This window comes from Candidatus Hydrogenedentota bacterium, assembly GCA_035450225.1.
GTDB lineage: Bacteria > Hydrogenedentota > Hydrogenedentia > Hydrogenedentales > SLHB01 > DSVR01.
In genome coordinates this window covers 54,424-67,415 of the sequence record DAOTMJ010000021.1, presented here as the reverse complement: position 1 = coordinate 67,415, position 12,992 = coordinate 54,424, and the positions used below count along the sequence as shown (strand labels likewise).

Here is a 12,992-nt window from a genome sequence, read left to right as displayed (position 1 = left end):
GTTGTGGACAAAGAAAATAACATCCATCCCGGCCATCGCTTGGGAGAAAGGACCGATTTCAAGTGTAGCGGACTTTCCTCCAAATTTGCCACCACGACCTTGACGAGCCAGCGCATGGCGCTGCAGTCCATGGCATTGGATTGTCCAAATCATCGCATGCTATTGTCCCGGCGGATCGTCTTCAGCAAGATGGCGGATGTACCGGCCATCAAGGATTCGATTCCATCGAATTGAGGTTTATCGCGCCATTTACGCCATGGATGCCGGAATGTCTTTGAAATATGTCATTGTGGGCTTTTTTGTAATAGGCGGGGTGTTGGGTTTCGTTTCCGGCCGGGCGGCACGGGCGGCGGATCGTCCGCAATGGGGCGAACGGCATTCGCGGAACATGGTGTCGGGCGAGACGGGGCTTCCCGTATCTTTCGATCCGAAGACGGGCGATCATATTCTTTGGTCGGCGCCGTTGGGCGATCACGGGTATTGCAGCGCAGCCGTTGTCGCCGGCGGCAAGGTTCTGATCGGCGCCAACAACGCCCGGCCGCGCGATCCGAAACATCAGGGCGACCGGGGCGTGTTGCTTTGTCTGAACGAAAAGGACGGAAGCCTGTGCTGGCAACTCGTCGTGCCCCGCATCGCCGAGGATTACCGCATGGATTGGCCGGAAATCGCCCTGTGCAGTCCGCCGACGGTCGAAGGCGATCGACTCTACGTCCTTACCAACCGCTACGAAGTGGCCTGCCTCGATTTGGCCGGTCTTGCGAACGGCAACGACGGTCCCTATAAAGACGAAGGTCGGCACATGGCCCCTCAAGACCAACCAGCCATGGAACCGGGTCCTACCGATGCCGACATCCTCTGGCTTTTCGATATTCCCGCCGAAGTGGGAATCTACATGCACGATTCGGCCTTTTCATCCATTCTTTTAGATGGTCCTTACTTGTATCTCAACACCTGCAATGGAGTGGACAATCCATCACACAAATTTGTACAAAAGCCCGATGCAGCCAGTTTGATTGTCCTTGACAAGGAATCGGGCAAGTTGGTGGCCAAGGAAAATGAGGGCATGGCAAGGCAAATGTTTCATGCCACATGGTCATCGCCCGCGCTGGGTGAAGCGGCCGGACGGCGGCTCGTGTTTTTTGGCGGGCCGGATGGCGTGTGCCATGCCTTCAAGGCGCTTGATTCGCCAATCCCGAAAGAAATCCGCATGCTCGAACCGGTCTGGAGATTCGACTACGATCCCACCGCTCCAAAAGAAAATCTTGGGCAATATGTGAAAAATACGAAGGAAAGTCCGAGCGGAATGCTGGCGATGCCGGTTTTCCATAACAACCGAGTCTACTTGGCCGTGGGCGGCGATATCTGGTGGGGTAAACGCCAAGCATGGCTGAAGTGTGTTGACGCCACGCAGCAGGGCGACGTCACGAAGACGGCGGAGCGATGGTCCTATTCGCTGCAACGCCATACCGTCTCTACGCCCGCCGTTTACAACGGGCTTGTGTTCGCGGCCGATTGCGCGGGGATGCTGCATTGCGTTGACGCCGAAACCGGCCAGGGATATTGGACGCACGAAGTCGGCAGGGAAATCTGGGGCTCGCCGTTGGCGGCCGACGGCAAGGTTTACATCGGGGATCTGAGCGGGGCCTTCGCCGTCCTTGCCGCCGACAAGACGAAAAATCTTCTTGCGACGATTCAGTTCGACGACGCCATCCCCAGCACGGCCACGGCCGCCAATGGCGTGCTATACGTTTCGACCTTGACACGACTTTATGCGATAAAATGAGCATGCCTTTGGCGATGGATTTTGGATATCGGGAGCAAGGTCATGTCATGGCGGGAAAAATCCGGAAAATAGTCGAGGTCAACGACAAGATGCAGCAAGGCTACCGGTATGCGTTGACGGAGCCGATGGGACGGAATTTCCGGCCGGATTTCAAGCCGGAGTTGACACCGAAACAGATGCTTGAACTGGGCGTATTCGGCGGCAAATACATGACCGACTGCACGAACGAGTTTCCGAAGGATTGGTTCAGGAAGGCCAAATTGAGTCCGGAACGGCGCGATCCGTCGCTCAATTATTTCGGCGTGGACGCCAGCCAGCCGCTGTCCGTCTGGCGGAAGAAGGAATGGATCCATCCCGCCGATCCGCGCGGCTGGTTTCAGTGGTATTGCCGGTACTACATGGGACGGCGCATGCCGGAAGAGGACGATCGCCAGATCCGGCGCTGGAAAGCCATCGCCCGGCACGTGGCCCAACTCAGGCGTCACTGCCTTCCCGGCGACCTGGACTGCCGCCGACGCCAACGCCAAGCCCTGCTGCATTGGGCCTACGACAGCCGCCGGATATAGGGATTGTTGCTACGATTGCCGCGAGGGTCTCGCGTTTTTTCACGGTTACGGCTGACGTTCCAAGACCCGTCTCAGGACGGCGGCAAGAATCGGCATCGCAATATCTCCTCATGCTTCTCCGAACAGGGTCCGCTTGAAACGCAGCGCGACGTTCACCAATCCAATCAACACCGGCACTTCGACGAGCGGGCCGATCACGGCGGCGAAGGCCGCGCCGGAATTGATGCCGAATACCGCCACGGCCACGGCGATGGCCAGTTCGAAGTTGTTGCTGGCGGCCGTGAACGAAAGTGTCGTGCTCTGGGCATAGTTCGCCCCCACTTTTTTGCTCATATAGAAGCTGACAAGGAACATCACAACGAAGTAAATCAGCAAGGGGATGGCGATGCGGATTACGTCGAACGGAATCTGCACAATCAAGTTGCCCTTGAGGCTGAACATGACGACGATGGTGAAGAGCAGGGCAATGAGGGTTATTGGGCTGATCTTTGGAATGAACTTTCCATGATACCACTCTTTGCCCTTGGCCCTTACGAGTATGAGACGCGTCAGCATGCCGGCGATGAAGGGGATGCCTAGGTAAATGAACACGCTTTCGGCAATCTGTCCGATACTGACCTTGACGATGCTGCCCGCCAATCCGAAGTAGGGTGGCAGCACCGTGATGAAGAACCAAGCGAACGCACTGTAGAAGAGCACTTGGAATATGCTGTTGAAGGCAACCAGACCCGCACAGTATTCCGTGTCGCCCTTGGCGAGGTCGTTCCAGACAATGACCATGGCAATGCAGCGCGCCAAACCGATCATGATAAGCCCCACCATGTATTCAGGCTTGTCATGCAGAAAGATGATGGCGAGCGCGAACATGAGGGTCGGACCGATGATCCAGTTCTGGACGAGGCTTAGTCCCAACACGCGGTAATTGCGGAAGACGTCGCCCAGTTCCTCGTACTTGACCTTCGCCAAGGGCGGATACATCATGAGGATAAGGCCAATGGCAATGGGAATGTTCGTGGTGCCGACCTGGAACCTGTGGATAAAGGCCTCGACGCCAGGGATGAGATACCCCGCCCCGACGCCAATGGCCATTCCCAGAAAGATCCAAAGGGTCAGGAAACGATCCAGAAATGAGAGTTTTCTTAACACGCTGTTTTCCATACGATAGGACTCCTTTCCATCTTCAAATCACGGGTTTTGTTGCGCTCACGTCCAAGCTTGTGACGAAGTCGGCCATCTTTGTTCCCGGGGGAAGTTTTTCCATGACCTTCCGGAACAGGGAATCATTCCTATCGGTCATCGCGTCTACATAGCCCCGCTTTTCCGTTAGTTCAATATCCATGAAACCGGCATCACTTGCCATCCGTTCCGTCTCCTTCACCAAAACCGCCCCGGCAATGCACCCCACGAGAGCCTCCACCATCTCCGCGAGATTTGGTGGAAGAGGCTGAAGCAGCGCCAAGTCGGATACGGCCACGCGGCCACCAGGTTTGAGAACCCGAAACATTTCCCGCCAGACTTGGGGTTTGTCCGGCGACAGGTTGATAACGCAATTTGAGATAATGACATCCACGGTGTTATCGGCAACAGGCAGATGTTCAATTTCACCGAGACGGAACTCGACGTTGTACAGACCCGTCCGCTTGCGATAGGCGGCGATGTTCTTGCGCGCCTTGCTTAGCATATCGGGCGTCATATCCACGCCAATCACGCGGCCATCCGGTCCGACTTTCTTGCCGGCGATGAAGACATCGAAGCCGCCGCCGCTGCCCAGATCGAGTACCACTTCGCCGGGCTTCAGTTCTGCTATCGCGGTGGGGTTGCCACAAGAGAGTCCCATATTGGCGCCATCGGGCAACGCGGCAAGATCTGTTTCGTCATATCCCACCGCGGTCGCCACTGCCTCAGCGTTGCCGCTGCCACAGCAAGACGAGGCAGGGCCGCAGCAGGAATTGCCTTGGCGCGCAATGGCGCCGTAGCCTTCTCGCACTTTCTCTCGCACCTCTTCTGGATTTGTTGTCTCCGATGTCATACTGCATCTCCTTTCGGAAGGTCTGTCTCCTGCGAAGTGGCCTTGTGACCGGTCACAATCGCTCCATCCACCTAACATAGTGTTCTTTGCGCCGTTCCCGCCCCCCGCATATCATGGGTCACCATGACTATCGTGCGCCCCTCTTTGTTGGTCGGTTCACCAGAGGCCGCCTCCGTCCGCTTCTGCTGCGCAATAAGTACGAAAGCACACCCAAACACCGCCAACACAACGGCTGCCACTGCAATCTTCTTCATCCTCTTTTCTCCTCGTAATCCATGTTCAAGGGTTTCAGGGCGTGCCTAAAGGACCTGTCCGTCAGCCGCAAAGATTCGGTTTGTAACGTGTGCACAAATCCTTGATGTCCATCTTTATCACCACCTTCAACCGCTTGGTGTCTCGAGAGACAACGGGCGACTTGGCCAGTGCTGCCTGCGTCCATTTCAGCGCGTCTTGAACCGTGCTGGACGCATCTTTGCCGGGAAGACGGTAGTAGTGCCATTTTCCGTTCTTTCTGCGCTCGACAAGCCCTGCCTGCACAAGAATCGCCATGTGCTTGGAAACCGTCGAAGGGGCCAACCCAAGCATCTCGATAATCTGGCATACGCAGAGTTCGCCGCCGCGCAAGAACATGAGCACCCGCACCCGCGATTCGTCCGCGAGCGCCTTGGTTATGCTTAGGAAATCACGCATTATCAATACCTCAGTTCGCCATTTATCGAAGTATACGACCGCGACGGGGTTTTGTCAAGCAGAAAAATGCGCCCGCATTAGGGGCAAGGGATTACCTTCCTGGCGGAGATTCGGGCAGGTTGCGTGAGGGCTCGGCGGCCAAAGGGGAAGTCGGATGGCTCAGCACTAATCTCGCTGTTGCGCCGACTCCTTCCACTTCGAGAACACCGGCCATGGACAGGACAATGCTTTCATGGCAAAACCAATGTCCTTGCTGGACTATCACGTGCGTAACCATCGTTTCGTGACGTTCGTCTTTGTCACCCCCCTGTTTTCGCTCTTCTAATCTCTGCCGAGAATAACAATGAAGTCCCGACTATTGTCCCGTTCAGGGAAGTTCTCTGAGATCCCAGTCAGTCCGGCTGCGACCAGGGTTATCATCGAGAGTCCGGGGGCCTTTAGGAACCCGGTCAAGCCGGAATGTGTTCCGTACAACTGGATGAAAACTATCTCGCCGACAGCGACTCCGGCAGGCTCTCGACGAACCGCCGTATTTCATCGCGCACTCTGCGATAGACGTTCAACGCGTCGTCTTCGGTCGCCGCTCCCTTGGCCAGTGCGGGCGGGTCATCGAACCCAACGTGAACCACTTTGGTCTTGCCTGGGAAAAACGGGCAGTTCTCATTCGCATGGCCACAGACGGTCACGACGTAGTCAAACGGAATGTCTTTGACTTCGTTGACGTGCTTTGAACGGTGGCTCGATATATCGACACCGGCCTCCGCCATCACTTTCACGGCCAGCGGGTTGAGGCCGTGCGTCTCGATCCCGGCCGAGTACGCCTCTATTGCGCCGGGCTTAAGATGCTTTGCCCAGCCTTCCGCCATCTGGCTGCGGCAGGAGTTGCCGGTACATAAGAAGAGAATGCGAACGGGCGATTCCATAGGCGTCAACCTTTCTCAATGCGAATGGCGATATCTTTGGGCAAGGCCAAACCTGCCGCGACCTGCATGGACTTGAACAGGCCAACCGGTACTGCGCATCCCGCGCAACAACCCTTGAGGCACTCGCGAACAGTAGCCATAATCACGCTATCGCTGGCGGGGCTGATTTCCTCATAGGCGTTTATCGGGCCTCGCGCCATGAGAGATTCAGAAAGGGCGCGAATTTTGTCGCAGTCAGACGCAACATCAAAGACCACAGACATACCGTCTTCACTGGACGTGTTAATGTCCGTATGAAATCCACAAACACCTGCCTGAATTTCGGCTCTTGCCTGCATCGTTTTTGCTCCGTTCTTCGTCAGGGCGCGGTGTAAATCATCCATATCCCGCCCAGCAACACCAGCACGCCACAGATCTTTTTTACAATATTCGTCCCTCGCGAGTTCTCATTCCAATTCATGAATCGCTGGACAAGCTCCGTGGAAGTTCCCGCGGCGACAATCACCGAGCAATGCCCAATACCATACGCAAGCAGCAACGCCGCGCCGTAGAATGGATTTGTTGCCGCCAATTTGAAGGTGACACCAAGCATCGGGGCCATGTAGGCAAACGTGCAGGGACCCAGCGCCACGCCGAAGACCAAGCCCAGGATGAGGGCAGCCAACAGCCCTTTGCGTTTCATGCCGACCTGGCCGGGTCCTGACCACGGCATGGGAATCACGTCCAGCAGGTGCAAGCCAACCAGGAAGAAGATGACGGCCACAAAGTAATTGCCGTAACGCCCCACGTCGCCCATCATGCGTCCGGCCGCCGCCGTAATCGCGCCGATGAGTCCGATGGTCACCAGGATGCCCGAGGCAAAGAGAAACGAAATGACAAAGGCGCGTTTTGTGGATATGCGCCCTTGATTGTCGATAAACCCCACAATCAAGGGGATGCTTGCCAGATGGCAGGGACTCAGGATAATGCTCAGAATGCCCCATACGATAGAGGCCGTAATCGCAATGGCAGGCGATCCTTCGACCGCGTGCGTCAACGATGTGAAAAGCTGTTGCATGGAAACTTCACTCCTCTCTGCGCCGACGTATCCTTCGGCGGATACTGCGCGCGCTTTCGCTCTCAACTCACAAGCACATCGCGGTATTCGCGAAATGTCATAGGCCGTGTAAAGGGCTGACCCGCAGATAATGCAGATCAAGGCCATGATAAATATGACCTTCTTCATGACGACGTGTTTGGGCGCTGCCCTTTCGCAAGAGAGCCCGCCATCGGCTGCAGCCTCATCGGCGGGCACATCCGGTAGCGAGAAGTGCGAATCGGTCACGGTGACTGTCTCCCGCAACACCGTGGCTCTTCGCATCGTCTCCCACCCCGTGTTGCCTCATTGAACACTTGTCACCTCCGTAGACGTGGTTTCAGAATGAATATGTTGTCTGCACGAAGCACCAGTCCGCGTCGGGGCTTGGCCCCGTTCCTTCAATATACTCGCCCGGCCAGAAGTGGGCGTACCCCGCCTGCAATTCCAAGTGATCGCTATGCTTGTAGGTCAAAATGAAATTAATCTCATGGCCGAGGTCCGCGTCAGGCTCAGGGATAGGGTGCTCTTCGCTCCTCTGATAGCGCCGGATAACCTGTCCCGTGAAGTAGTACCATGCGTCCTTGGGTTCATCAAGACGATACAGGTGGTAGTCCGCCGCAAAGGTCAGTTTCTTCATCGGCCGGCAACTGAAAGACGCTTGGTAATCTTCGAGATTAATCCAGCCTACCAGGTTTATCCATCCGTAGAAGGCATCCACGGCGCCGAAGGCCCCGTCAAAGGTTTCATAACGTCCGTCGCCCAAGGTCGAGTCGCCGCTTCCGTAACTGAACTCGATGCCGACTCGGGGTTTCCAGTTGACGTCAAACGTATAGCCGAGTCGTGCATTGAGTCCCCAGGCTCCCACATCTTCATCGACAACCTTGTCCTCCACGCTTTCCTCAGCCTTCGTATAGATGGTCGCCGTCCGGTCACCGAAGGTATAGGCCAGAGTCCCACGCCAGTCCCACCGCTGCCCGATCTTGCCGTCAACGTAGAAACCCATGGTGTCCGTGTCCAAGTCCAGAAGATCTCCCTGCGCATTGATGGCCATATCCGGGTCCGTGTGTTTGCCGATCCAGAACAAGTCCAACTTGAACGGGAGATGCTTGATCATCGCGTAGGCGGCATAGACATCCATCCAAGGGTCTCGCGCGTCCGGGCCGTGGGGGTCGTAGCGAACGCGGTTGGCAAGGATGAGATGGGTTTCCATGAAGGGGAAATCCGCGATGACCTTGACGGCGTCCCAGGTATACCGTCCCGTGTTGCCCCATTCGCCGGGGGCCCAAATGCGCGTGTCGCCGTAAGAGATGGACTGACGGCCCAGCTTCAGCCCGAAGGGAGACCCGCCTATGTGCAGCCATTCCGCGTATGCTTGACGAACGTTCAACAGGTTGGTGTACGGACAGCTCCCCGAGAAGTCCTTCTCCGTGAAATCGGAATCGAATACGTCGTTATTCTGAAACTGCACAAACAGATGCGCGGTCGCGCCGAGGTGCAGTTTGAGATCCAGTCGTTCACGGTGCAGGAGGAAACCGTCTTCGGCATATGTGGGCTTGCGGTCATCGGCATAGCGCTGGACGTCGAAATTACGCTCATACTCGAACCGCAATCGGAGGCTCGCACCCAAGTCCAGCCGGAAAGGTCCAATAGGGATATCTTTCACCGCGTCGCTCCAATGCGGTTCTTTGGTGGCCGTGTCTTCCGCCTTGTCCGCTTCGCTGGCGAATACGCATGCATCCCGGACGCCTACGGCTGAACCCACGACGGCCACCATGGCTGCCCAGGTTAGGGCCGATCTGTGCCGGCCAAGTCTCATGCTATTGCCATTTCCTCTTAGCTCTTCGCCATCACATTCTGCCCTCAACACAGCCGTCCGCCGGGTGTTCATTTGCCTGTTCCGCACCGGCTATGCGGCCGTGGACCCAAGTCCAGGATCCCGGAAACCGGTCCGGTCGCAGATGAACGTTGTACATGTGCCAGACGAGGATGGCCAGGAACGCGAGCACCGCTTCATGAGCATGAGCCTCCTTGAACGCGTCGAATGCCGCGGGAGTCAGACCGGGGAACAGGGCCAGGACAAAACGGGGAAACCACATGGCCAAGCCGGAACCAATCATCACGACACATCCCCAGAAGACCGCCCAATAATCGAATTTCTCGAAGTACGTGAACCGGCCAAAGTTCGGAGGTGTCGCGGAAACGCCGAAGAAGTACCGGAGGTTTTGGCCTAAATGGACGAAGTCCTTCCCGCGTGGCAACATGAGCATGAAGTCGCGCCGTCCATCTTCGTGCAACAGCGAGTATGCAAGGTGGTACACGGCCGCGAGTATCAGAATCGATCCGCCAATTCGGTGAATCACGCGCCAGAAATCAACCCCGCCCAGTGCGCCGGTAAGCGTCAAGGCCCACTCAGCGCCCGGATAGCGAAGCCCGAACAGGAATATTCCGGACAGAAACAGCAACCCCACGGAGACAAGCAACATGAGGTGCTGGGTGCGGAAATGCAGATTGAATCGCTCGACCCAGACGGTTGAGGCCGGGTTCTGTCGTTGACGTCCGGTTCGGATACGGGTGACGGCATCCAACAGAAGGTGGCCAATCAGAAGAATCATCACCACTATCGTGAGCCACTTGAAGAATGAGGCAACATGGCCCGCGAAACCAATGTACTGAGGCGACGACCCGTCGTACTGCAGAACAGCGGCTTGGGAGACGAAGACCGGCTGTCCTTTATCGTCGAACGGATGGTCAAGCACAGCGGTCTGAAACACCGGCGACCTGGGGGCATGGCAATCCTTGCAGCCGTTTGCGCCCAACGCGGACCGCGCAGGAGAAACGTCGTGGGAGAATTTGTGGACCGAGGCGTAGGCCGTTGCCTCGTATATTTCACGCGGCAGGTCGCGCGATTCAGTCGAGGAGTAAAACGCCTTGCTGTCGGACACCCACACGAGCCGGCGGTTCTCCAGCGGAAAACCCGTCGCCGCGAGATGCGTTTGGGTCGCGGCCAGCAGCGCGTCAATCTCTTCCGGGCGGTTTACCTCGATCACGCCATCACCATTATCGTCGGCGATCCGGGCCAGTTCGGGATACTTGTTGGCCGGGTCCGCCCGGTGCTGGGTCCACATCTGGAAGAAATCTTTCATGAAGAGTTGATTGAGACCAGGCTTGCCTTGTTCCTCGAAGCCCACCCATGCGCTGTGGACCCTGTTTGCCGGGTAGATCTTGTCCTTGTAGCGAATGAGCGTCGGGCGAGTGACGTCCGTAGGCTGGTCCTTGTTGCTAAAGAGGTCGAGTTCGCCATAGTGGTTCCAGTAGTTCATTTCCTGATCGTAGAAGGCCCAGATATGTTTGGGCGGAGGACTGATCCGTGGCGCAGGAGTGTAGACATCGCTTGCCTGAACCAATGCGCTCTTCACGGCCCGGGTGGGAATATGACAGGTCTGGCACGCGATCTTCTGCAAATGCAGCGGAGGGAGCCCGTCATGCCTGGCTATCGGCGCATTATGCCAGCCGTCCAGATGACAATTTTCGCAGGAACGGACCGTGTTATCCAGATCGTTGCGCACGTTTCCGGAAGGGTCATCGCCTTTTCCAAACTGATGCACTTCCCAACCCCGGATTCTCGGATCGGCCGCTTTGCTGCCCGCCGCATGGCAATCCACGCAACGCAGCCCCGCCTTCATGTGAACATCGGTTCTGGCGCTGAACGAAGCGCCCCGTTTCTTCCATCCCGGCTTGGCATGGCAATTGAGACAAGTTTCATTTCGCGGTTCCGGCGCGATATGCACCAACACGTTGCCATCCGCGTCGAACCGGCTCTTATCGTAGGCGACCGATGGTAGTTCGCCCGCCGCCACTTTACCCGTTACTGCGCCGAAACCCGCTCCGGCCGTCGCCGCCCAGCGGAAGTTCAGATTCGCCAATGTCTCGTTACGCTTCTTATAGTCATATTCCGGCATGTGGCAAAGCAGACAATCCGCTTCAATGACGCCTGTTTCCGACCAACGCGCTTTGTAGTAGTCGCCATCTAGATTGTTGTCGCCGCCCGGCGTCATCCCGGAGACCGGGTCGCGCATCCATTCGTCATATCGCTTGCCGTCGCGGTCATATTCGAGCGGGCCTCCCCCCGGATGGCAGTTCCCGCACGTGGCCGTCACGAAATCGAAGGAGGTCATGTCAATCATGCGGGCGCTGGAATTGCTCTTGGGCGCGAGTTGCCGATACAAAGGCGCCGGGGAACACCATGTGCCCCCGTAATTCCCGGGCGACGTCACCCAGTTGTATCGGGAAGCAAAGAGATCCGGAAGGGGCTCGCCTTTTCCCTGCATAAAGTGGAAGCCTTCGGTGATCTTCTCATAATCATGGCATCCGGTTGTGCCGCACGTCTGCTTGGGGGAATAAGGCACGGCGTCGTTCACGCCATGGACCGGATCTATGAGATTTCCCGCCTCGTCCCGAAGGGGAAAGGGCGGGCACACCCCCAGCGGACTGGGTCGGATACTTGCCGCGTCGTTGTTCAGACCATCCGCATAGGCGCCGCCGGCCGCCGCCAAAGCGCCCGACGCCAACGCAAGAACAATCCCTATCATTGTGCTCGTCTTCATATGCGCCACTCCTATATCGGGGTAAAACCACGCCCGAACCGGTCACAGCGTCACGCCGAGTTCCTTCCATTTGGCCAATATGTCTTCCTTCGAGTAGAATCCCTCGTGCCGGAAACGTTCCTGGCCGGAGGCGTCGTAGAAAACTTGGGTGGGAATCAGGTTGATGCCGTATTTCTTCGCCTCATCGGGCTTTTCCCAAACATCAATAAAGACCACTTCGAGTTTGCCGGCGTAGGTCTTCTTCAGATCCTCGAGAATGGGCGCCATCATCTTGCAGGGAATACATTTCGTCGCGCCCAAATCCACCAGACGCGGAAGCCCAGCCTTAGTGTCTGGCGCAGCGGACTGCGGCGCGGCTTCGGATAGGGGCTTATCCGAAACGGACTGTTGGGCGGTGGCAGCGTTTTCCGGCGCGAGATCGGAAGATTTCCGATTCTTCGTATAAACCGTTGCTCCCACCGCCAAGATGAGAATTGCGACGATGGCTACCTTCATACCCATTCCGGACAAGACTCTGGAAGCCTTGGGCTTGGATTCTGCGCTTTCCATATTCTTTCTCCTTGAATTCCACTCGAATACAACAACCACTCCAAGAGCTGCCGCCATGTAGATAAACGGCAGCCACTGATTGGAGCCTTGACTGCAATCACACATCAAACTGGTCTTTCCAAGGCCCGTTGCTCCAAGTCCGGGAGGCCGTCATGTTCCCTGCGCATAGGCACGGACTTCGTCCTGCACATACCGGATGAATTCGGAGTCGTTGTCCAGCAAATCCCATACCTTCTCCAGGTTCTTCCATCTCGTCTCCTTGCCGTCGCGCAGTTCGGAGACAACGACGGACTGTGCCTGTAACCGATATTTGTCCTCGAAGTGTCTATTGTCCGGCTCGTCGATATTGACGGCGCGCCATTGCATGCCTCCCGTGGCCAGTTCCCCCGCGAATGCCTCTTCCACGGCTGTCTTCGCGAGGAACTCGATCTTCTCGCAAGAGGGGCACCGCATGGTGCGATGGAAATAGTAGACCTGGATAATGGAAACGGGGGCGTCGCCGCGGCCCGGTTTCAAAGCATCCTTGGTCCCAGGAGCGACAAGCGTTGAAGGCATGTCCGCCTTGGTGAGCGATTTCATGCCGAACGCGACTGCGCCCGATATGGCTAGAAGCACAACCAGAAAGCCGATACCGGCCACAAACTTCGCGCGGCGACTACCGCTTGTCTGTCCCGTCTCTATCACATCTGGTCTCCGCTGGGTGTGCTACTCTACCGTCATCGCGTCCAGCGGAATGACTGCAAACGCGGCACACGACACGCTACACAGAA

The 12,992-nt window shown here is 56.9% G+C and carries 13 protein-coding genes; 2 read left to right on the top strand and 11 right to left on the bottom strand.

Going from position 1 to position 12,992, the window contains the following annotated elements; translation table 11 throughout:
- Positions 1 to 268 precede the first annotated feature (268 nt).
- Complete coding sequence (locus P5540_12315; protein ID HRT65601.1) at positions 269 to 1,783, top strand: PQQ-binding-like beta-propeller repeat protein; 1,515 nt, start codon at positions 269 to 271, stop codon at positions 1,781 to 1,783.
- A gap of 47 nt (positions 1,784 to 1,830) precedes the next feature.
- Positions 1,831 to 2,349: a hypothetical protein gene (locus P5540_12310; protein HRT65600.1), complete on the top strand. Its 519-nt coding sequence runs from the start codon at positions 1,831 to 1,833 to the stop codon at positions 2,347 to 2,349.
- A gap of 108 nt (positions 2,350 to 2,457) precedes the next feature.
- On the opposite strand, the gene arsB is transcribed toward P5540_12310, so the two are convergent.
- The 11 genes from arsB to P5540_12255 all read right to left on the bottom strand — a co-directional run bounded on the left by arsB (position 2,458) and on the right by P5540_12255 (position 12,906).
- Positions 2,458 to 3,507 carry an ACR3 family arsenite efflux transporter gene (gene arsB / locus P5540_12305; GenBank protein HRT65599.1) on the bottom strand — a complete coding sequence of 350 codons (1,050 nt, stop codon included), beginning with the start codon at positions 3,505 to 3,507 and terminating at the stop codon, positions 2,458 to 2,460.
- Between the two features lie 22 nt (positions 3,508 to 3,529).
- The gene (locus tag P5540_12300; GenBank protein HRT65598.1) at positions 3,530 to 4,378 is read right to left on the bottom strand and encodes an arsenite methyltransferase; all 849 of its coding nucleotides are present in this window, start codon (positions 4,376 to 4,378) and stop codon (positions 3,530 to 3,532) included.
- 71 nt (positions 4,379 to 4,449) lie between these two features.
- Complete coding sequence (locus P5540_12295) at positions 4,450 to 4,632, bottom strand: hypothetical protein (GenBank protein ID HRT65597.1); 183 nt, start codon at positions 4,630 to 4,632, stop codon at positions 4,450 to 4,452.
- Between the two features lie 61 nt (positions 4,633 to 4,693).
- Positions 4,694 to 5,068, bottom strand: coding sequence for a metalloregulator ArsR/SmtB family transcription factor (locus P5540_12290; GenBank protein ID HRT65596.1), 375 nt, complete (start codon positions 5,066 to 5,068; stop codon positions 4,694 to 4,696).
- 485 nt (positions 5,069 to 5,553) lie between these two features.
- The gene (locus P5540_12285) at positions 5,554 to 5,991 is read right to left on the bottom strand and encodes an arsenate reductase ArsC (GenBank protein HRT65595.1); all 438 of its coding nucleotides are present in this window, start codon (positions 5,989 to 5,991) and stop codon (positions 5,554 to 5,556) included.
- A gap of 5 nt (positions 5,992 to 5,996) precedes the next feature.
- Positions 5,997 to 6,329 (bottom strand): hypothetical protein, encoded by a 333-nt coding sequence (locus P5540_12280; GenBank protein HRT65594.1) that lies wholly within the window; start codon positions 6,327 to 6,329, stop codon positions 5,997 to 5,999.
- A gap of 20 nt (positions 6,330 to 6,349) precedes the next feature.
- Positions 6,350 to 7,048, bottom strand: coding sequence for a cytochrome c biogenesis protein CcdA (locus P5540_12275; protein HRT65593.1), 699 nt, complete (start codon positions 7,046 to 7,048; stop codon positions 6,350 to 6,352).
- Between the two features lie 358 nt (positions 7,049 to 7,406).
- Positions 7,407 to 8,885 carry an alginate export family protein gene (locus tag P5540_12270; protein ID HRT65592.1) on the bottom strand — a complete coding sequence of 493 codons (1,479 nt, stop codon included), beginning with the start codon at positions 8,883 to 8,885 and terminating at the stop codon, positions 7,407 to 7,409.
- Between the two features lie 31 nt (positions 8,886 to 8,916).
- Positions 8,917 to 11,673 carry a multiheme c-type cytochrome gene (locus P5540_12265; protein ID HRT65591.1) on the bottom strand — a complete coding sequence of 919 codons (2,757 nt, stop codon included), beginning with the start codon at positions 11,671 to 11,673 and terminating at the stop codon, positions 8,917 to 8,919.
- A 42-nt stretch (positions 11,674 to 11,715) separates the two neighbouring features.
- Positions 11,716 to 12,222 (bottom strand): thioredoxin family protein, encoded by a 507-nt coding sequence (locus P5540_12260; protein HRT65590.1) that lies wholly within the window; start codon positions 12,220 to 12,222, stop codon positions 11,716 to 11,718.
- 150 nt (positions 12,223 to 12,372) lie between these two features.
- Positions 12,373 to 12,906: a nitrophenyl compound nitroreductase subunit ArsF family protein gene (locus P5540_12255; protein ID HRT65589.1), complete on the bottom strand. Its 534-nt coding sequence runs from the start codon at positions 12,904 to 12,906 to the stop codon at positions 12,373 to 12,375.
- Positions 12,907 to 12,992: the final 86 nt, after the last annotated feature.